General features: G+C 65.8%; 12 protein-coding genes and 1 pseudogene. All 13 read right to left on the bottom strand.

What is annotated here, in order from left to right:
• Positions 1 to 60: 60 nt before the first annotated feature.
• The 13 genes and pseudogenes from gltB to J2W94_RS09985 all read right to left on the bottom strand — a co-directional run bounded on the left by gltB (position 61) and on the right by J2W94_RS09985 (position 20,412).
• Positions 61 to 4,533: a glutamate synthase large subunit gene (gene gltB / locus J2W94_RS10045; RefSeq protein WP_310092773.1), complete on the bottom strand. Its 4,473-nt coding sequence runs from the start codon at positions 4,531 to 4,533 to the stop codon at positions 61 to 63.
• Positions 4,534 to 4,736: 203 nt separating this feature from the next.
• On the bottom strand, positions 4,737 to 5,060 hold the full coding sequence (locus tag J2W94_RS10040; protein WP_310092771.1) for an I78 family peptidase inhibitor: 324 nt from the start codon (positions 5,058 to 5,060) through the stop codon (positions 4,737 to 4,739).
• Between the two features lie 36 nt (positions 5,061 to 5,096).
• Complete coding sequence (locus tag J2W94_RS10035; RefSeq protein ID WP_310092769.1) at positions 5,097 to 5,456, bottom strand: I78 family peptidase inhibitor; 360 nt, start codon at positions 5,454 to 5,456, stop codon at positions 5,097 to 5,099.
• Between the two features lie 101 nt (positions 5,457 to 5,557).
• Positions 5,558 to 6,676, bottom strand: a pseudogene (locus tag J2W94_RS10030) (ribonuclease H-like domain-containing protein); the annotation flags it as partial.
• A 60-nt stretch (positions 6,677 to 6,736) separates the two neighbouring features.
• A complete protein-coding gene (locus J2W94_RS10025; RefSeq protein WP_310092767.1) occupies positions 6,737 to 9,199 on the bottom strand; it encodes a DEAD/DEAH box helicase in 2,463 nt (820 codons plus the stop codon).
• A gap of 140 nt (positions 9,200 to 9,339) precedes the next feature.
• The gene (locus tag J2W94_RS10020; protein ID WP_310092765.1) at positions 9,340 to 11,193 is read right to left on the bottom strand and encodes a carboxypeptidase regulatory-like domain-containing protein; all 1,854 of its coding nucleotides are present in this window, start codon (positions 11,191 to 11,193) and stop codon (positions 9,340 to 9,342) included.
• On the bottom strand, positions 11,190 to 13,361 hold the full coding sequence (locus tag J2W94_RS10015) for a hypothetical protein (RefSeq protein WP_310092762.1): 2,172 nt from the start codon (positions 13,359 to 13,361) through the stop codon (positions 11,190 to 11,192). The genes J2W94_RS10020 and J2W94_RS10015 overlap by 4 nt, the downstream gene beginning before the upstream one ends.
• Positions 13,358 to 14,521, bottom strand: a complete 1,164-nt coding sequence (locus J2W94_RS10010) for a BatA domain-containing protein (protein WP_310092760.1) — start codon at positions 14,519 to 14,521, stop codon at positions 13,358 to 13,360. The genes J2W94_RS10015 and J2W94_RS10010 overlap by 4 nt, the downstream gene beginning before the upstream one ends.
• Positions 14,518 to 15,414, bottom strand: coding sequence for a DUF58 domain-containing protein (locus tag J2W94_RS10005; RefSeq protein ID WP_310092757.1), 897 nt, complete (start codon positions 15,412 to 15,414; stop codon positions 14,518 to 14,520). The genes J2W94_RS10010 and J2W94_RS10005 overlap by 4 nt, the downstream gene beginning before the upstream one ends.
• A 13-nt stretch (positions 15,415 to 15,427) precedes the next feature.
• Positions 15,428 to 16,426: an AAA family ATPase gene (locus J2W94_RS10000; RefSeq protein ID WP_310092755.1), complete on the bottom strand. Its 999-nt coding sequence runs from the start codon at positions 16,424 to 16,426 to the stop codon at positions 15,428 to 15,430.
• Between the two features lie 176 nt (positions 16,427 to 16,602).
• A complete protein-coding gene (locus J2W94_RS09995) occupies positions 16,603 to 17,271 on the bottom strand; it encodes a DUF4159 domain-containing protein (RefSeq protein ID WP_310093688.1) in 669 nt (222 codons plus the stop codon).
• Between the two features lie 147 nt (positions 17,272 to 17,418).
• Positions 17,419 to 18,753 carry a TldD/PmbA family protein gene (locus J2W94_RS09990; protein WP_310092753.1) on the bottom strand — a complete coding sequence of 445 codons (1,335 nt, stop codon included), beginning with the start codon at positions 18,751 to 18,753 and terminating at the stop codon, positions 17,419 to 17,421.
• A 24-nt stretch (positions 18,754 to 18,777) separates the two neighbouring features.
• Positions 18,778 to 20,412 (bottom strand): TldD/PmbA family protein, encoded by a 1,635-nt coding sequence (locus tag J2W94_RS09985; protein ID WP_310092751.1) that lies wholly within the window; start codon positions 20,410 to 20,412, stop codon positions 18,778 to 18,780.
• Between the last annotated feature and the right edge of the window lie 226 nt (positions 20,413 to 20,638).

Raw genomic sequence — 20,638 nt, 5'->3', positions numbered from 1 at the left:
CCAGCTTTCGCTGGGATGACGACAAGAGAAGCTCCCGCTGGGACGATGGGCAGAGACTCATCATGCAGCCCTTCTCAACGATTCCGTCAACGACTCCAAACTCGCCGCCTTCGGCTTCACTAGCCAGAACTTGCCCACGTAGTCGCGGAACTCGTCGAGGATCTGCTGCGCCCAGATGCTGCCGGTCAGTTCGCGATGGCGGGTGACCAGGGTGTGCAGATGCTGGCGGTGACTCTCGAAGCCTTCCGGCGAGATGCGATGGATGTCGATCAGTTCGTGGTTGTAGCGGTCGACGAAATCGCGATCCAGATCCAGCACGTAAGCCAGGCCGCCGGTGAAGCCGGCGCCGAAATTCAGGCCTACCCGGCCCAGCACCATGACGATGCCGTCGGTCATGTACTCGCAGCAGTGATCGCCCGCGCCTTCGATCACCGCCAAAGCGCCGGAATTGCGCACCGCGAAGCGTTCGCCAGCGCGGCCGGCCGCGAACAGCTCGCCGCCGGTCGCCCCGTACAGACAGGTATTGCCGAGGATCGCCGTGTTGCGCGCCTCGAAACGCGCGCCGCGCGGCGGACGCACCACTAGGCGGCCGCCGGCCATGCCCTTGCCCACGTAGTCGTTGGCCTCGCCCTCCAGCTCCATCAACAGACCGCCGGCGTTGAACGCGCCGAAGCTCTGTCCCGCGGTGCCGCGGAAACGCAGCTGCAAGGGCGCATCGTCCATGCCGTGGTTGCCGTGCGCGCGGGCGATGGCGCCCGACAGACGTGTGCCGATGGAACGGTCGGTGTTGTGGATGAGGAAGCGCTGCTCGCCGCCGCTCTTCTTCGCGATGGGTCCGGCCATCAGTCCATCGAGCTGCGTGGCCAGGCTGTCCGGCGATTCGTACAGGCGTTGCGCGGCGCAATGGCCGGTGTCCTGGTGCACGTGCTTGAGCAGGCGCGACAGATCGACATGCACGCCAGGCCGCGGCGACACCTCGAGTTGCTGCAGCAGATCGGTACGGCCGACGATCTCGTCCAGCGAACGCGCGCCCAGGTACGACAGCCACTGGCGAACTTCTTCGCTGAGCAGGCGGAAGAAATTCTCCACGCGTTCCGGCAGGCCGGTGAAATGCTTGGCGCGCAGGTGTTCGTCCTGGGTGGCCACGCCGGTGGCGCAGTTGTTCAGATGGCAGATACGCAGGTATTTGCAGCCCAGCACGATCATCGGCGCGGTGCCGAAACCGAAACTGTCCGCGCCCAACAGCGCCGCCTTGACCACGTCCAGACCGGTCTTGAAGCCGCCGTCGGTCTGCAGCACGGTGCGGTCGCGCAACTGATTGGCGACCAGCGCCTGGTGCGATTCGGCCACGCCCAGTTCCCACGGCACGCCGGCGTAACGGATCGAACTCAACGGGCTGGCGCCGGTGCCGCCGTCGTGGCCGGAGATGGTGATCAGGTCCGCACCCGCCTTCACCACGCCGGCGGCGATGGTGCCGACACCGGCGTGCGAGACCAGCTTCACCGAGATCAGCGCCGATGGATTGACCTGACGCAGGTCGAAGATCAGCTGGGCCAGATCCTCGATGGAGTAGATGTCGTGGTGCGGCGGTGGCGAGATCAGGCCGATGCCCGGCTTGGCGTAACGCAGCCGCGCGATCATTTCGTTGACCTTGTGGCCAGGCAGTTGTCCGCCCTCGCCGGGTTTCGCGCCCTGCGCCACCTTGATCTGCAGCACTTCGGCGTTGACCAGGTACTCCGGGGTCACGCCGAAACGGCCCGACGCCACCTGCTTGATCTTGCTGCGCTTCTCGGTGCCGTAGCGCGCGGGATCTTCGCCGCCTTCGCCGGAGTTGCTGCGCCCGCCCAGACGGTTCATGGCGATGGCCAGCGCTTCATGCGCTTCGGGCGACAACGCACCCAGGCTGATCGCAGCGGTGTCGAAACGGCGCAGCAGGTCGCTGGCGTCGGCCACTTCCTGCAGCGGCGTGGGCGTTTCCGCCTTCTTCAACTGAAGCAGGTCGCGCAGGGCCGAAGGCGGACGCGCATGCACGAAATCGGCGTACTTCTGCCAGTCGGCAGCTTCGCCGGTACGGGTGGCGTGCTGCAGCGACATCACCACGTCCGGGTTGTACATGTGGTACTCGCCGCCGTGCACGTACTTGAGCAGGCCGCCGATCTCCTGTTTGTGCAGTTCGTTCCACGCATTGCGGGTCAGCTGGCGTGCTTCCACGTCCAGCCGCGCCAGGTCTACGCCGCCGACGCGCGAGGCCGTGTCCGGGAAGCAGAGGTCGATCACGTCCGGTTGCAGGCCCACGATCTCGAACAGCTGGGCGGCGCGGTAGCTGGCGATGGTCGCGATGCCCATCTTGGAAATGATCTTGGACAGGCCTTTGTAGACGCCCTTGCGGTAGCTGCGGCCGATCTGCGCCTGCTCGCCGCCTTTCTTCAGGTGCAGGATGCCGCGGCGGCCCAGATCGAACAGGGTCTGGTAAGCCAGATACGGATACACCGCGGTGGCGCCGAAACCGAGCAGGCAGGCGATGTGGTGCGGATCGCGCGCGGTGCCGGTTTCGATGATCAGGTTGACGTCGCAGCGCAAGCCTACGCGCGCCAGATGGTGGTGCACCGCGCCGGTGGCGAGCAGGGCGTGCGCCATCGGCCGGTCGGCGACCGGGTAGCGGTCGCTCAGCAGCAGCATGACCATGCCGTCGCGCGCCGCCTGTTCGGCTTCCGCGCAGATGCGCTCGATGCCGGCCTTCAGGCCTTCTTCGTGCGAGTACGACAGGTCGATCAACCGGTTCTTCTTGTCGTACGGCTGCATCTTCAACAGCTGGCGCAATTTACGCTGCGACAGCACCGGCGAGTTGAGGATCACGTGGTTCACCGTTTCCGGGCCCGCGTGGAAGATGTTGGTTTCCTTGCCGAGCTGCGTGGATAGCGACATCACGCAGTCTTCGCGCAGCGGATCGATCGGCGGGTTGGTGACCTGGGCGAAGGCCTGGCGGAAATAGTCGTACAGCGGACGCGTCTGCCGGCTCAGCACCGCCATCGGGGTGTCGTCGCCCATCGAGCCGGTGGCTTCCTGCTCGGTCTCGGCCAGCGGCCGCAGCACGAACTCCACTTCCTCGTTGGTCAGCTGGAACAGCTTGTGGTAGCTACGCAGGGTCTTCTCGTCGAACGGTTCCTCGACCAGCGACGGATCGATGAGTTCGGTCTGCAGGTAGGTCACGCCGTGCTGCAGCCACTGCTTGTACGGCGCGCGGCCGCGGTTGATGCGATCGACGGCCTCGCTGTCGAGCAGATCGCCGCGCTTGAGGTCGATGGCCATCATCTCGCCCGGACCCAGCTTGCCCTTGCGCACGATGCGTTCGGCCGGCAGCTCCCACACGCCGGCTTCCGAGGCGACCAGGAAATGGCGGTCGGAAGTCAGCAGCCAGCGCGCCGGGCGCAAGCCATTGCGGTCCAGCATGCACGCCGCGTAGCGCGCGTCGCAGGCGACGATGCCGGCGGGGCCGTCCCACGGCTCGCTGTTCAAGCCGTAGAACTCGTAGAACGCGGCCAGGTCGGGGTCCTTGAATTCCAAAGACTGCGTGGCCGGCGGAACTAGGATGCGCAGCGCCTGCAGCAGGTCCATGCCGCCGGCGATCATCAGTTCCAGCATGTTGTCCAGGCTCTGCGAATCGGAGCCGTGCATGGAGATCACCGGATCGAATTCGGCGATGTCGAAACGCGGCGTCTTCCACACCTTGCTGCGCGCCTGCGCCCAGCGGCGGTTGCCTTCGATGGTGTTGATTTCGCCGTTGTGCGCCAGCAGGCGGAACGGATGCGCCAATGGCCAGCGCGGCAGGGTGTTGGTGGAAAAGCGCTGGTGGAACACGACCGCGCTGGCGGTCAGATCGTTGCGCTGCAGATCCGGGAAGAAAGTCGAGAGCTTGTCCGGCAGCACCATGCCCTTGTAGCCGATGGCGTGCGGGCTAAGTGTGACCACGTAGAAATCGGCGGCGCTGTCGCCCAGTAGCGGCTCGCGCAGGCGTTGTTCGACACGGCGACGCGCCAGGAACAGGCTCAACGCGAAGGCATCGTCGTTCTGGCCTTCGCCGGCATCGACGAAGACCTGTTCGATGCGCGGCAGCGTGTCTTTGGCCAGTTGTCCGCACACCGAATCGTCGGTGGGCAATACGCGCCAGCCTTGCAGTTTGACGCCGACGCGTTGGAATTCCTCCGCAAGAGTGTTCCGACAGAGCGTCGCCTGTTCGGCGTCGTGCGGCAGGAACACCAGACCGGCGGCATAGCGCTCGCCCACGGAGATGCCGGCTTCTTTCGCCAGTGCGCGCAGGAACGCATCGGGTTTGCGGATCAGCAGGCCGCAGCCGTCGCCGGTGAGGCCGTCGGCGGCGACGCCGCCGCGATGGGTCATGCGCGACAGCGCGGAAATAGCGGTATCCACCAGCGAACGCGACGGCTGGTCATCGAGCTGCGCGACCATGCCGAAACCGCAGGCATCGCGTTCGTCGTTCGGATCGTAGAGCCCTTGGCGACTGCGGGGGGCCATCTTCTTGCCTCAACCAATACGGGCTGGCCGGCTCACGCCGATCAGCTGAAGTGACGACGACACCGCACCCTGCGCAAAGCGGCGCTACTGAATGTCTCCGGAAACCCGACTAGAACATAGATGGTGCGGTGCCGCAACACGAACGGCACGTAGCTTGGTTAGTTACAACAGCAACTGTTTTTTCCGATGTTGCCGAACCCGAATCAACTGCAGTTTATGCGGGCGATCCTGCCTTCCGCATCCAGCACCAGGTTCAGCCGACCCACCCTGAATTCCTTGGTGATGGGCTGGTTGTGCCTAAGCACGCGCACCACTTCGGCGCCCGCGCTGGTTCGCGCCCGCTCCTGCGTTTCCGGCGTGGGCAGTTGGCCGACCGCGTCCGAGGCCTTGCCGGCATCGCAATGCGCCGGCGCGGCGGCTTCGGCGCCCGACGTCGGCGACGAAGCTGCGTCGGCCGGAGCGGGAATTTGCGCGCAGGCGGACAACGACAGGATCAGGCTCAGAACGATAACGATCGACCTTGCCATGGGGCGTGCCTTCCAGGAAGAAGTCGGTGGCGGATATCAGCCGCAACGGATCGCGGTCACCGCGCCGGCTTCATCCAGATCCAGGTTCAGCCGGTTGGCGTTGAATTCCATCGTCACCGGTTGGTTGGGTTTGAGCGTCCGCGCAGTCTGGGCGCCACTGTCCTTGCGCGCCTGCTCCACCTCCGCGTCGGTTACTTTCTTGCCGACCGCCCATTGCGCCTGTGAGTCGTCGCAGGCCGTGGCGACTGCCGGCGGTGTCGGCGGCGCCGGCTGCGCGGCGGCTTCTGCACGTTCCTCGGACTGGGCCACCGCCTGTTCCTGTTCGTCCGGTTTGGAGGTGCAAGCGGCGATACCCAGGGTCAGCAAGGCGAAGGCGGGCAAGAGGAATCGGGACATGCGGGGCTCCGGCGAAGGTGATGGGCTGATTCAAGCATCCCGCATCCCGCATTCGCAAGGCGTTAACCGGGTCTTGTCCCAACAACAAGGGAGCACCGGCATCATGGCGCTTCGACGAACGGCACCGTCTCCTCTCCCGCCGCCTCCACCTCCACCAACCGCAACATCAACAACGCCAGCGTCACCACGTCCTGGTGGTTGTGCGCGGCCACGCGGCGTAGGTTGCGCGCCGACCCGCCACGCAGATAGTTCAGCCATGCCGCAGGCGCTTCGGATCCGGGCAGATCGTCCTCGCGCACGATGCGCAGCAACTCGCGCTCGATCGTCGCCAGCCGGCAGTTTTCCCAAGTGCCGCGGTATCGCCGGCGAGTGGGGAACAGCAGATCCACATGGTCCAGCGGTGCGATCGGATCGGCCTTGCGCGCCAGCCGGTAACGGGTCTTCAGCAGCGGAGAGTCATAGCAGCGGCCGTTGTAACTGGACAACACGGTGTCCTTTTCCCGCAGCCAGCCGGTGAACACGTCGAGCATCGCGGATTCGGCCGCCATCGTGGTCATCAGCAACTGGCGCACGCGCAATCCATCGCCGTGCCGGCTGTCGATATGCCAATCCGCGGCGCCGATCATGAAGGCGCGCGTGCCGGTACCGCCGGCCAGACCGGTGGTTTCGGTGTCGAAGAAGAGCAGGTTGCGCGGATCTACCGATTCGTCATGACGCTTGGCGAATGCCAGTGAGAGCTCGTAATCAGGCGCGGGCATGGGCAGGTGGGTTTCGATCAGGCGCAGGCCGGGCGCGATTTCCTCGCCTGGGACTTCGCGGTCGGTGGATTTGCGTGGGCGTGGAGGGGCGGAATTCTTTTCGCGAAGGCCCAGGAGCTTTTGCAGCGCGTCGATGGACTGCGAAGCAGGACGCGTCGCAGGAAAACGCAAAGCATCAGCGAGCGGCGGATCAGCCTCCTCCCTTGCGCGAAGCGCAGGGGAGGATTGAGGAGGGGTGCTTTTGATCTTGTTGTTGCTTTTGTTCTTCCCATCACCCGACGCAAAGTCTCCAGACGATTCTGCGCCAACAGCACCCCTCCCCAACCCTCCCCTTGCTACGCAAAGGGAGGGGGCAAGAGCACCCGCCTCGCGCTTTAGCGCCCGCAGCTTCTCCAGCGACACGCTCATGCGTCCGCCATCCGGTTTCTGCGTAGGAGCGACGTGAGTCGCGAAAGATCCTCCGCCGAAGTCTTTCCGCTAGCAGGCGAATTTCCTTCGCGACTCACGTCGCTCCTACGGGAATCATGCACGCTCGCGGTTTCCCAATAGTCCCAGCACTTCCAGCGCCAGCGATTTCGGCGTCGTCAGCGGTTTGCCTTCGCTGGCCGCCAGCACCGGCCCCACGCAGGCCGGGCAGCCGGCGACGCAATCGCAGCGCCCCACCAGCTCACGCGCGCGCTGCACCAGTTCGGCCTGCCGCTGCCACAGCGGCTCGCTCAGGCCGACGCCGCCAGGAAAGTTGTCGTACAGATACACGGTCGGCACGAACTGCTGCACGTCGAGAGACGAACTTTCCAGCATCGGCACCGTTTTCCCGTCATCGTCCTGCACGCGTCCGTTGCCCTTGCCGTCCTGGGTGGCGAACCAGGCGCCGTCGCCGTTGCCCACCGACTGCTGCAGGTCGCGCGCATCGGCCATCACCGCCACCGTCGCCACCACATGCAAGGCGTAAGCCGCGCCCAGGAAACCATCCAGCGCATCCTGCTTGGACGCGAACGCCTTGAATAGGACCGCCTGCGGCAGCTGCCACCACACCGCGGTGGTATGCAGTTCCTGGTCGGGAAGATTCACCGGTCCGTAGCCGATGTTCTCGTGCGTGTAGTAGCGGATCTTCTTGTAGCCGGCCACGCGCCGCACCACATGCACCTCGCCATGGAGACTGTCGCCGTCGCCGGCTTCGCATCCGTCGAACCGCTCCAGCACCTTGAGCTTGGTGAAATCGATGCTGTCGGTGTAGTAGTCCACGTGCGTGCGGATGACGTAGGCCTTGCGTCCTTCCCAGTCCAGCCGCTCCACCTGGTAGGGCGTGCTCTGCACCATATGGATCGCGCCCTCGTACAGGGTCAGCGCGGCGGCGGAGTAATCCACCTCGCACAGGATCGTCTGCCGCCCTTCCGTTCTATCCACCACCACGAAGTTGCCGTCGGCCACCGAACGCAAACTCACCGCCTGCGCCGGATAGCTGTCGGCGATCCATTCCCAGCGCTCGCCTTCGCGGTGCACGACTTCGGTTTCCGCCAGCGCTTCCAGATACACCGAAGGATCGATCGGTCCGAATGCCTCGCCTACCAGGAACGGCAGTTCGAAGGACCCGCAGCGGATATGGTCGAACAGGATCAACGGCTGGTCCGGGGCGATACGCGCGTGTTCCGGCGGCGCGTCGGCGAAGAAATCCGGATGCCGCACCACGTACTGGTCCAGCGGTTGCGAGCTGGCGACCAACACGCCCAGCGAAGGCCGCTGGCGGCGTCCGGCGCGGCCGAAGCGCTGCCAGGTGGCCGCCACCGTGCCGGGATAGCCGTTCAGCACGACCACATCCAGACTGCCGATATCCACGCCCAGCTCCAGCGCGGAGGTGGCGATGATGCCGTCGATGCTGCCGGCGCGCATGTCGCGCTCGGCGGCGCGACGTTCGGTCGGCAGGTAGCCTCCCCGGTACGCGCGGATGCGCGGCGGCTTGCGCGGGTCGTGGTCGAACACGTCCTTCAGGTATTTGGTCAGCACTTCCACCATCAGCCGCGTCTGCGCGAACACCAGCGTCTTCAGTCCGGACTTGATGGCGACGCGCGCGATGCGATTGCTCTGCGAACGCGCCGAGGCGCGCAGGCCCAGATCGGCGTTGACCACCGGCGGGTTCCACAGCAGCACGTGCTTGTCGCCGGTGGGCGCGCCCGACTCGGTGATCGCATGCACGCGGTCCTCGATCAACGCTTGGCAATGCGCCTGCGGGTTGCCGATCGTCGCCGAGCACAGGATGAATTGCGGTTGCACGCCATAGAACGCGCAGATGCGCTTGAGCCGGCGCAGCACGTTGGCGACGTGGCTGCCGAACACGCCGCGATAGGTGTGCACCTCATCGATCACTACATAGCGCAGGTTCTCGAAGAACTGCGCCCACTTGGTGTGGTGCGGCAGGATGGCCTGATGCAGCATGTCCGGGTTGCTGACCACGATGTCGCCATGCAGGCGGATCGCCTGGCGCGCATCGCCCGGGGTGTCGCCGTCGAAGGTGAACGCCTTCACCCCCAGCTCGCCGGCGCGGTTCAATTCCAACAGTTCCGCCACCTGGTCCTGGGCCAGCGCCTTGGTCGGGAACAGGTACAAGGCCTTGGCGTTGCCGGTCATCGCGGTGGCCACTACCGGCAGCGTGTAGCACAGCGACTTGCCGGAGGCGGTCGGGGTGACGATGGCGACGTGTTCGCCCGCTTGCGCGGCGGCCCACGCCTCGGCCTGGTGGCTGTACAGCCGGTCGATGCCGCGCGCCCGCAACGCCGCCTTTAGCGCTTCCGGCACGTCATCGGGTAGAGGCGCATACCGCCCCTCGCGTCCCGGAATCATGAAGTTGCCGGTGATGCGGTCGGCGTAGCGTTTCGACAGCCGCTCGGTCAGCAGGCCGCCATCGCGGCTCAGGCGCCCATCGGAAAGAGTGGAAAGGCGGCGTTCGTCGTCTTCAGTACGTTTGGCTAGGGCCTGGGCCGGCGGCATGGCGATGACTGCTAGGGAGGGGTCACCAGTTCACCGCGCCGCTTTCTCACTTGGTGAGACTAGGATTCCTTTCGTGGGAGCGGCGTCCCGCCGCGAGCTCTTCGCCTTTCAAAAAGCTCGCGGCGGGACGCCGCTCCCACTCATGTCGCGACGCTGGTTCGACCTGCGCGTGCACGTTCCAGCCACCACAACGCGCCAGCGCTGACCAGCCAAGCAAGCAACCAGGGCCAGGACGGTCCGCGCCGTCCGGGCGCCGCAGGGTCATTGGACTTGCCGGCGGCACTGAGCGGCACGGCTTGCAGGCGCAACGTCGCGTCGCGGAGTTCGGCTGCACGCAATCCGGCTGCGGCGTCGGTCGCGTAGACGAAGAAGGGCCACTCGCGCTCACCCGCTTCGGCATCGGTTTGCCGCAACAGGTGCCAGCCCGCGTGGCGCGGCCAGTAGGCGGCGCAGGCGGAGTCGCCGGTGGCGGGATCGGTCAGCAGCACGGCCACTTGTCCATCGGGTGCAACGACGCGGGGTTTTCCGCCGAGCCCGCATAACGCGAGGCGCTGCTGCTCGTGCGGTTGCTGCTCGATGCGTGGAGCGGAATCGGTTTGTGCGCGGGCCAGGGTGGCGAAAGCGCTGCTCCATAGCTCGGCATGGCGCGCGCCTTGCCCGGACAGCACCAGCGCGAAGCTGTCGGTCATGCTCCAGACCGCGACGCGTCCGCGCTGTTCCGCGCGCCAGACCGCGAGCACGTTGCCGTCGGCATCGCGCAGCAGGGGTGTGGCGTCGACACCGCCCAACTTCAGTGCGCGACGGGAGAGCGCCGGATTTCCGTCCTGCATGCCATTCGGCGCGGCGGCCGTATCCGCCGTGCCCGGTCCGCGACGTGCGCGCAGTGCCTCTTCATCGATCGACTCAGCGGGAAGGCGGACCGCGGCTGTGTCGGCGCCCGCGGAAAGCGCGAAACCCAATGCCTGCCACTGACGGCGCGTGGCATCGGGCAGAGGTCCGGTGACACGCAGCAGAATGCCCAGACCCTTGCGCAAGGCGTCGACCAGCGCCGCGCGTTCGCCCACGCCCAGCGCCGCCCAGCTGCGTTCGTCCAACACCACTAAATCGAAACGCTGCAACGTGGCCGCATTCAACGGCAGCGGCGCATCGCCGAGTTGCAGGCCGTCGCCCACGCTGAGTTGGATATGCAACGGAAGTCCGGCATCGGTGGCCCAGCGGCGCAGGTATTTCAGTTCCGGCGAAGGTGCGCCGGCCAACAGCAACACGCGCGGCGCCGGGTCGGCCACGATCCACACCGGCACCGGCACGTCTTGCAATGGTTTGCGCTGCGCATCGCGCACGCGCACGGTGAAGGTCGCCAACCCCGGCACCCGCGCAGTGCCGGCGAGAACGAAAGCGCCGGTCGCGGGCAAGGGCGATGCATCCACGCGCCGACCGGCCGGATCGAGCAGTTCCACCGAACCTTGGTCCACGCCGTTCACTTGCCCGCCGACCTGGAATGCAGCGCCGGCGGCAACCCGTTGCGGTCCGTCGAGGCGCACCATGCCGCGCGGCAATGCGGGCGCATCGAAGACCAGCGACAAGCCGCGCACGGCATCGCGGTCGCGCGGTTCCAGTCCGGCGCCGATGACGCGCAGTCGCTGCATGCCGGGATGCCGGCGCAACGCGGTGGCCAGATCGGGCACGCGCTCGGCATTGGGCAAGGCCGGCGCTTCGGGTAGTGCGAGCAAACGATCGCCTGTCGCCTGCGTGCCGGTGCGCGTCGCGCCCGCGGTAGCGACCACCAGCGTTCCCGCTTCTGTAGGCAGCGTGGGCGGCGATAGCGTGAAGTACAGCAGCGTTGCGCACACCGGTTGCAGCAGCCACAGCAACGCCAGTCGCCAGCTGCGCGATCGCGACGCGGCCGGCGTGCGGCGTTGCCAGAGTCCCAGGCGCACCCAGGCGAGCGCGACCGCCAGTCCCAACAATGCAGCCAGCCATAACGACAGATTCATGGCCCGGCCTCCTGGCGCAAGGCCTCCAGGTAGTGACGCCCCTCGGCACCCGGGTCGCCGCGCCGCGATACGTTGGCCGGCGGTCGTGGCAGCACCATCCATAACAGTCCGCGCAAGTTGCGCCGGCATTCGAGGCAGGAAGGATCGCGCCGCACCGCATCGATCGCGCTGACGAAAGCGAGCGGGTCGGGAACAAGCGCTTCGTTCGCATGCAGCCAGCGTTCGAGCGCATCGAGCGGCAGTTCGGCGGCCTTCGCCGTGTCCGGTGATTCGGCAAGCAAGCGCCATGCGTCGTCGGGTGCGGCATCGGTGTAGGCGCTCTTGCTCGTCAGCGCCAGCTCGCGGCGCGCGAGTCCTGCACGGTCTCCGCTCAGTCGTCGGGTTTCATCGATGGGCGGAAGTTCGGGGCCGACGCGCGCCAGGAAAATACGCGTGGCCTGCTGCACTTGCTTGATGAAGCCCAGCGCCTTGTACGCATACGGCAGCGCCTGTTGCGGATGGCCCTGACGCAGGTGCAGTTCCGACTGCCACATCTGGTCCAGCGCCTGCTTCAAGGTGGCGCGGGTTTCCGGATCCAGCAGCGTGGCCGCTTCGGCATGATCGTGGGTGTGGCCGAATTCCTCCAGCACATTGGCGTCGGCGCCGAATGCGGGTTTCGCCTCTTCGCTGGCGGCTGCGTGGTCATGGTCGTCGTGGCTGGCCGCCTCCGCTTGCGTTTCGGCATGCTCGGCGTCGTGCGTCTCGGCGTCGTTGGTCGGCGGCGGTTTCGCGCCGCCCTCGGCTTCCTCGCCCAAGAACTGGCCGTAACGCAGGCGCAGGATGCGCTGATCCACCCCAATGCTGTCGGAACGGGCGACGAAGCGCTCCGCATCTAGCTTGCGTTTCTCTTTCAGCAGTGCCTCGGCGTCGATGATGATCTGGCGCTGGCTGCGGAAGTACGCGGGCATCACCTTCTTGACCATGCCTTCCAGGCCGGTGCTTTCGGCGCCCAGGTCCGAAGGCCAGCGCAGGATCAAGCTGGGACTGCGGACCTTCTGCGGCTGCGGTGCGCGGTTATCGCTGATCGTGAGCTGCGCGATCAGATCGTCGCCGGTCGCGAATCCCAGCGAAGCCAGGTCCAGCTGCGGCGAAAAGCGTTTGAGCCTGCCGTCGCCGGTGCCGCGCAGGTCGAGCGTGCGTTCGCGGAAAGTGATGTTTTCGCCTTCGCCCTGGGCCAGGGTGATGCGCAGCTGCGCGTTCGCGGCCACGCCGTAATCGTCGCTCGCTTCGAAGGTCAGCGGCCAGCTGCGCTGGCCCGGCGTGACCAGGCTCAGGCTGCGCTCGGGAGCCAGCACCTTGATCTGCGGCGGCGCGTCGGCGAGCGCATCCAGCCGGTGCAAGGGCGGCGCGGGTTGCGTCTCGGCCCCGCGCGGTACTACGCGGTACAGCACCGATTTGTCCAGGTTGCGGTCGATGCTCCAATCGTCGCCGTCGCGGACCAATGCGATACGCGTGCCGTCATGGAAGACCAGATCGGCAGCGGCGGCTTGCGGTTCGAAACGCAAGGTCCAGCGCAGACGCGAACCTTGTGGGGCTTTCGCATCCAGGCTGGCGTCGTCGCGCGCCGCCAATCCGGTATAGGCAGGCGGAACGATGCGCAGGCGTTGCGCCACCAGCCGCGGCACGCCAGCCACCACCGGCAGATTCTCCGTGCTGGGCGCGAGGGCTGTCGTCGATTGCCGGGCTGGCCAGAAAACGAGCACGGCGACGGCCAGCGCACCGGCGATCCAGGACGCGGCAATGCGAGACGAGGACCAGGCCGGCCGCAAATCGGGCGCGGCACCCGCAGCCAGACGCTGCCGTAAGCGCGCGCGCTGCAGTTGCTGAAGAGGATTCAATCCTGCATCTTCGGCGAACAGCAGATCTGCGCTGTCCTCCATGTCCACGCGACGCGCATCGAGTTGCCGGATCAACCACTGCCGATCGAAGCGGCGTGCGCGCCACCACGCGAATGCGGCCAACGCCAAGAGGCCAGCGAGCGTAACCAGCGTAGCGGCGATTGCGCCCTGCCAGCGCCAGACCACCGCGACTACAACCAACGGCAACGGCGACCAGATCAGCAGGTCATCGACAACGCTGCGCGTTCGTGCCGGTTGCGACAACCGAGAGAGGAGCGCATTCGTGCTCATGGGGAGGATCCCCGGCTGCGCCGCGTCGCCAGCCAGCGTTCGACTAGCAGCAACGCTGCGATCAGCAGGGCCAGCCACGGCTGCAGATCGCGCGGAGGCTGCGCGTATGGCGCTCCTCCCGTGATCGGCGTGTAGTCGCGCGCGGCCACCCGCGCCGGCACGGGTGCGGGCGTTGCGAACAGGGTCCGCAGATTGCGCGGGAACTCGGGTTGCAGCAGTTGCGGCATCGCCGCCGGAGAAAATGCGCGAGTGAAGCGAAGCACTCGGCCACGCCCCAGCGCCGCGCCCTCGACCAGCGGCGCGCCGACTTCATCGCGCCAGTAGACGCTGCTCGTGGCAGGAAATTCGTACTCGGTCTCCGTCGCCAGTAGCGCGGTTCCGCCTTGGCGGATCCAGTCATTGACTGCTGCGGGCAAAGGACCGGACGCGAGCCAGACCAGGTTCCGCGTCTCGGCCGGAAGCGCTTGCGCGACCGGCGCCGCTGCGAAGGCGGTCCTTGTCGTGCTGGGCTGCCACGCGGCGGTCGCCGCGTGCAGATAACGCAACCCTTCCCGGTGATCTTCCGAATAGCGCACGCTGAGCGCGGGCGCGGGTGTCGCCAGCGGCTTTGGCGCAGGCATCGCCCCAGGAAGCACCTTCCATTCCACGACGCGCGACAGCTGCGGTCGTTGCGCATCCGCGCCCTGCAGTTGTTCCGGAACAACGACACTCAACTTCACCGCCGCAGGAAGTTCCGAATCGAGCTGGCGCAGCAGGCTAGCGAACGGCAGCGATGCGGTTGTGGGTGGTGGCTGATCCAGGGCAGGGAAGCCGGGCGCCAGCCAATGCAGGCGCGCCTTCTTGCCGTCGACGGCCGCGCGTGCCTGCACGGCGTCGATGCCGGGCATCACCGCCACCCACGGCGCTTCGCTTGCGCTGCCGAACAGCACCGGCCTTGCCAACCACACCGCCAGCAAGGCGAGCAGCAACAGCCGCAGAATCAGCAGCGGCCATTCGTCGAAGCGAATGCGATGGCGCGGTTTGGGTTTCTGCCGCAACCAGCGCAACGCGGCGAAATCGGTGGGGTGCTGTTCGCTGCGCCGTGCCAGATGGATCAGCAACGGCAATAGCAGCGCGGCGAGCGCGGCCAACGCGGCCGGTAGCAACAAAGCCGCGTTCATGCGTACTCCGCGGCGTCGCGCGAACCGAACAGGCGACGCAAAGGCACATCCAGTTCCTGGTCCAGCACGTAACCGGCGTGGCGGATGCCGCTGGCATCGAGTTGCGCATGCAACAGGTCGCGCGCTTCGCTGAAGCGGCGCAGGAAGTCCGCACGCAGCGCGACGCCATCGCCCAACAGTTCTTCGCCGGTTTCCGGATCGCGGAAGCGATGACCGCCGTGGAACGGAAAGTCGCGTTCCTCCACGGTCAGCAACTGGATCGCCAGCACCTCGCGCCGCGCCGCCGCCAACTTCTGCATCAGCTCCAGGCAGGCCGGATCGAAGCAGTCGCTGAGCACGATCACCAGATCGTGCGCACCGACCCGGTCCCATAACGGCATCAACTGCTGCACGCCGGGGAAACCGCCGCGCGCCGACAAGCCATGCATTTCCAGCAACAGGCGGTCGCGCTGCCTCGCGCCGGCCGCGGGCGCGACCAGCTGCAAACCCTCATCGCGCAAGGCCACCCAGCCGAAGCGATCACCCTGGCGCATCGCCAACTCGCCGACGCATGCGGCCAGCGCCTTGGCCGCGTCCAATCGCGACCAACCGGGACGCGCCGCATCTTCCTGCGCCATCGAAGCGCTGACGTCGATCAGTATCCACGCCGCCAGCGGACTTTCGCGTTCGGCTTCGCGTACGAAGAAGCGATCCGAGCGCGCATAAAGCTTCCAGTCGATCTGGCGCAGTTCATCGCCGGGCTCGTAGGCGCGATACTGGGCGAACTCAAGTCCCGCGCCGCGACTGCGGCTATGGTGCAGGCCGATGCCGTGCAAACCGACCGCACGCCGCGAAGTCAGCCGCAGGTCTTTCAACCGGCTGCGAACCTGGGGCGGGATCAGTTCGTACGACACCGCGCGCGGCCGTTCAGGCGGCAGGCAACGGCACGCTGCGCAGCAGCGCGGCGATCACATCGTCGGCGCTTTTCTGTTCGGCTTCGGCGGCGAACGACAGCAATAGGCGGTGACGCATGACCGGTGCGGCCAAGGCGACGATGTCTTCGCGCGTCGCGGCCAGGCGTCCGTGCAGCAGCGCGCGCGCCTTGGCCGTCAACACCAGCGACTGTCCGGCACGCGGGCCGGCGCCCCACTTCACGTACTTGCGCACTTCTTCCGGAGCGCCGTCGCCTGGCCGGCTCGCGCGCACCAGTCGGGTGATCCATGCCAGCAGATCCTCTCCCAGATGCACTTCGCGCACCCGCGCCTGCAGCGCCAGCACTTCGTCGCCGTGCATCACCTGCGGTACTTCGTTGCTGCGGCTGCCGGTGGTCTGGGCCAGGATGTCGTGCTCTTCGCGTTCGCTGGGGTAATCCACGCGGATGTGCAGCAGGAAGCGATCCAGCTGCGCCTCGGGCAGGGGATAGGTGCCGGCCTGTTCCAGCGGATTCTGCGTGGCCAACACGAAGAACGGCGCCGGCAGCGCGTGGGTCACGCCAGCGTAGCTAACCGTGCGTTCCTGCATCGCTTCCAACAACGCGGCCTGGGTTTTGGGCGGAGTGCGGTTGAGTTCGTCGGCGAGCAGCAGATTGGTGAATACCGGACCGGGCTGAAAACGGAAATGGCGATGGCCGGTGCCGTGGTCTTCTTCCAGCAGCTCGGTGCCCAGGATGTCGCTGGGCATCAGGTCTGGGGTGAATTGCACGCGGCGAAACTGCAGCTCCAGCGCCTGTCCCAGCGAACGCACCAGCAAAGTCTTACCCAGGCCGGGCACGCCTTCCAGCAGACAGTGTCCGCCGGCCAGCAGGCAGATCAGCAGCTGTTCGACGACTTCATCCTGGCCGACGATGGCCTGGGCGATGGCCTGGCGCAATTGGCCCAGCCGCGCGAGTTGGGATTGGACGTCGGATTCGGTGAGGGGGGTGGTCATGGTGGTTCCTTGCTGACTTCAATGCGGCCGGTTGCGAAAAAAAAGAGGTCGTCATCCCAGCGAAAGCTGGGATCCATTTTGCTTTTGCTTCTGCGCGACGCACAAAGCGAAGATCAAGGTGGATCCCAGCTTTCGCTGGGATGACGGCGGAAAGATTTCGGCGTGCTGGGACACGCTCATGCCGTCAACGCATACATAACGATATTCACCGCGAACTTGGTGTTGTCCTCGGCCAGGAAGCGCTTGTTGCGCCAGTCGTAGTCCCACTCGCAGCCGTAGTCCTTGTTGCTGTAGAGCAGGCCCAGGCGGCCGTCTATCTCGATGCCCTGCAGATATTCGTGCACCAGGTCGTCGCCCCAGCCGTTGAGTTCGAAACCGGTGGCCGGCGGGCCGTCGAACTTGAAGAAGCTGCGGTAGATGGCGTGGTTGTTCGGCAACTTCTTAAGCGCTTTGGCGCCGAAGATCGCCGCCATCTGCGCCTCGAACGACTTGGCGAACAAGCCGTCGATGTCGTGGTTGCAGTCGTCCACTAGCACGAAGCCGCCGTTGCGCACGTAGCGTTCGAAGTTGCGGCGCTCGGCCGGATTGAATTCCACCAGCTTGTGCCCGGCCAGATAGCAGAACGGCGCGGTCAGCATCTTCGGATCAGCCAGGGCCAGCACGTGTTCCTTCGGGTCCACGCGCAGGTTGGTGTAGTCGATCAGCGAGGTGATCAGATTGGCCGGCATGCGCTGGTCCACATCCCAGTCGCCGGAGTCGTACTTCAGGCGGGTGAACCAGAAGTCGTAGCCCGAGACCGCTGCGCTGGCGTTGCGCAGTGGGCCGGCGAGTAAAGCGCCGGCCATCAACCGCAGGAACTGAGCGCGGGTCATGGAGCGAGTGAAGAGGAGTGAGTCGTGAGGAGGAGTGAGGCAGGAGCCGCGGGTGCCAGGAGGGTTCGATCAACCCGCGCCCTTACTCGCTTCTCTCCCCTCTCCGCTCTCTCCTCGCTTTCAGACCGCATCCGACAGCGAGGTGAAGGTGAAGTCGCGCAGCTTCATCGGCGGAATCATCATCACGAACGAGGACTCGTCGCCGGCCACGCGCACCGGCTTGCCCAGTTCTTCGATGTTGTTGAGCATGATCACCGGCGATTCGTTGAAGCGGAAATTCTTCACCGGGTACTTGATCTCGCCGTTCTCGATGTAGAAGGTGCCGTCGCGGGTCAGCCCGGTCAGCAGCACGGTCTGTGGATCGACCATGCGGATGTACCAGGTGCGGGTGACCAAAATGCCCTTCTGCGTGCTCTTGACCAGCTCGGCGGTGGACTTGGTGCCGCCGGACATCAGCAGATTGCCGGCTGCACCGGTCGCGCGCTTGCCCTGTTTCTGCGCCCAATAGCGCGAATACTCCAAATTGACGACCTTGCCGTTTTCCACCACGGACGTCTTCTCGCGCGGCAGGCCCTCCTCGTCCCACGGCATCACCGGCGCTTCCGGATGCCAGGGATCGGCGGAAATATTCACGCGCGGGTCGTAGACCTGCTCGCCGATCTTGTTGCCGCCGCCTTTCTTGGACAGAAAGCTGCGGCCCTCGTCGGCCTGGCGCGCATCGAAGAAATTCATCATGAACGAGATCAGGCCGGCGGCCGCGGCCGGTTCCAGGATCACCGTGTACTTGCCGGGTTCCAGCGCTTTGGCCTCGGCCGACTCGCTGGCCTTGCGCATGGCCGTGCGCACGTCCTGGCCGGCCTTGAACGGCGTGGCGTCCTGCAGATTGCGGCCGACCCAGCCCGAACCGCGCGCGTCCTCGGTGCGCACCGTGCAGGTGTAATCGAGGTTGGTGGCTTTCTGGTAGCCGTAGTTGCCCTTGCTGTTGGCGAAGGCGACGAAACTCTGGCCGTCCTCCAGAAAACCGGCGGCGATGAGCTTCTCCGCGCGGCACGGGCCGATGGAATCGGCCGCCACCTGGGCGCGGTATTCCGGAGTGATCGCCGCAGTGGCTTCGCTGAAGGTCTGACTGGCTTTGTAGGTCTGCTTTTCCACCGCCGGCACGAACTCAGGGTTTTCCGGCGCCAGTCTGGCCAGGTCTTCGGCACGACGGACCACGCGCTCCAGCGCGCCATCGTCGAACTCGTTGATGGTGGCCACGCCCACGCGCTTGCCGAAAGCCACCTGCACGGCCAGATCGGTGTTGTCGACGATGCCGGCGGTGGACACGTTGTTCAGGGCGAAGCGGATGTTGCCGGAAATGGAACCGGACAGCTGCGCGGTGCATTCGTCGGCCTTGGACAAGGCGATGACCTTGTCGAGGATGGCCTTGGCTTGCTCTTCGGTGAGGATGCTCATGTTCTTGTGGTCTCCTGGATGCGGTCAGCCGAGCGAGCGGGCGGTGTTGATGACGTTGATGCCGTTGAAACGCGCGGTGCTGGACCCGTGCGAGACCGCCGACACCTGCCCAGGCTGGCCCTTGCCGTCGAAGAACGAGCCGCCCATGCGGTAGTCGCTCTGGTCGCAGATCCCCGCGCAAGCGTTCCAGAATTCTGGCGTACGGATCTGGTAGGCCACGTCCTCGATCATCGCGCCGATCTTGCCGTTCTTGATTTCGTAGAACAGCTGGCCGCCGAACTGGGCGTTATAACGCTGCTGATCGATGGAGAACGAGCCGTCGCCGATGATGTAGATGCCGTTCTCCACATCCTTGACCATGTCGGCCACGCTCAACTTTTCCTTGCCTGCCTTGAGCGAGATGTTGGCCATGCGCTGGAACTGCACGCTGGACCACGAATCGGCGTAACAGCAGCCGTCCGATTCCTTCTTGCCCAGGATGTGGGCCTGGTCGCGGATGGCCTGGTAGTCGACCAGTTTGCCGTTGCTGATCAGGTCCCATTGCTTGGTCTTGACGCCTTCGTCGTCGTAGCCCACCGCGCCCAGACTGCCGACCTGGGTCTTGTCGGCGACGATGTTGACGATGTCGCTGCCGTACTGGAACTTCGCTTCGCGCTTGTCCAGGGTGGCGAAGCTGGTGCCGGCGTAGTTGGCCTCGTAGCCCAGCACGCGATCCAGCTCCAGCGGATGGCCGACCGATTCGTGGATGGTCAGCCAGGTATGCGAGGGATCCAGCACCAGATCGTACTTGCCGGGCTTGACCGAGGGCGCCTTCAATTTCTCGCGCGCCTGCTTGGCCCCGGCGATGGCGTCTTCCTTCATGTCGTAGGACAGACCGTAATTGACCACGCCATTGGGCGACACGAACTTGCCCGAAGCGGCGCCGTCCAGATATTCGAAGCCCATGCCCATCGGCGAGGAAAGGCCGTCGCGGGTACGGAACTTGCCGCTGGCCTTGTCGATGGCGGTGACCGTGGTCGGCGCCCAGATGCGGTGCACGTCCTGGTCGATGTAGGAGCCGTCGGTGCTGGCGAAATATTTCTGTTCGTTGACCAGGAACAGCATGGAATTGACGAAATCCGCACCGGCATTGATGGCGGCGGCATTGACGCCCAGCAGCAGGTCCACTTTGTCCTTGATCGGAACTTCCATCGCGTTCTTCACGATCGGCGTTTTCCACGCCACTTGGCCCACGCCCTTGACCGGCGCCAGTTGCACTTTCGCGGTCTGGATCTTCGCATTGGCCTTGGCGATGGCCGCGGCCTGGCGCGCGGCCCGAGCCACGCCATTGCTGGTCAGGTCGTTGGTGGCCGCGAAACCCCAGGCGCCATCGGCGATGACGCGGACGCCGGCGCCGGTGGATTCGGTGTTGACCACGTTCTGCACCTTGTCTTCGCGGGTGATCACGAACTGGCGCAGATAGCGGCCCACGCGCACGTCGCAATAGCTGGCGCCGGCCTCGGTGGCCGCGGCCAGCGCGGCATCGGCCAGGCCTTTCTTGAAACCGATGTCCAGCGTGGTCTGCAATTGCTCGGCGGCGATCGCCTTGCCGAGGAAGGACGGCACGATCAGGCCGCCAAGGCTGAGGCCGCTGATGGCCAGGAAGTCACGTCTGTGCAAGGCTGCTCTCCATCGGTAGAGCCCGCGCGGATCGCACGGGAAGGGGAAACTGGATCGAACGACAGGATCGGACGACTGGGACGCGCATGCGGCGCAACGCCATGGCCGACAGCGATCATTGCCGCCGACGGAAACGACGTCAAATGACTTTTGGCATAGACGGAGCGAAGTGTTTCAATATTTTCTCCGCGGATTCCCCAAACCCGATCGGTTCGCTGGCTCGACG

The sequence above is a fragment of the Pseudoxanthomonas sacheonensis genome, from assembly GCF_031455975.1.
GTDB lineage: Bacteria > Pseudomonadota > Gammaproteobacteria > Xanthomonadales > Xanthomonadaceae > Pseudoxanthomonas_A > Pseudoxanthomonas_A sacheonensis_A.
The sequence above is the reverse complement of the archived record's forward strand: the minus strand, read 5'-3'. Positions and strand labels throughout refer to the sequence as shown.

Coding starts and splice junctions, on each gene's coding strand:
- J2W94_RS10035 (WP_310092769.1), bottom strand. CDS start 5,456: ATGTCCCGATTCCTCTTGCCCGCCTTCGCCTTGCTGACCCTGGGTATC.
- J2W94_RS10015 (WP_310092762.1), bottom strand. CDS start 13,361: ATGAGCACGAATGCGCTCCTCTCTCGGTTGTCGCAACCGGCACGAACG.
- J2W94_RS10020 (WP_310092765.1), bottom strand. CDS start 11,193: ATGAATCTGTCGTTATGGCTGGCTGCATTGTTGGGACTGGCGGTCGCG.
- J2W94_RS10000 (WP_310092755.1), bottom strand. CDS start 16,426: ATGACCACCCCCCTCACCGAATCCGACGTCCAATCCCAACTCGCGCGG.
- J2W94_RS10025 (WP_310092767.1), bottom strand. CDS start 9,199: ATGCCGCCGGCCCAGGCCCTAGCCAAACGTACTGAAGACGACGAACGC.
- J2W94_RS10040 (WP_310092771.1), bottom strand. CDS start 5,060: ATGGCAAGGTCGATCGTTATCGTTCTGAGCCTGATCCTGTCGTTGTCC.
- J2W94_RS09990 (WP_310092753.1), bottom strand. CDS start 18,753: ATGAGCATCCTCACCGAAGAGCAAGCCAAGGCCATCCTCGACAAGGTC.
- J2W94_RS09995 (WP_310093688.1), bottom strand. CDS start 17,271: ATGGCCGGCGCTTTACTCGCCGGCCCACTGCGCAACGCCAGCGCAGCG.
- gltB (WP_310092773.1), bottom strand. CDS start 4,533: ATGGCCCCCCGCAGTCGCCAAGGGCTCTACGATCCGAACGACGAACGC.
- J2W94_RS10010 (WP_310092760.1), bottom strand. CDS start 14,521: ATGAACGCGGCTTTGTTGCTACCGGCCGCGTTGGCCGCGCTCGCCGCG.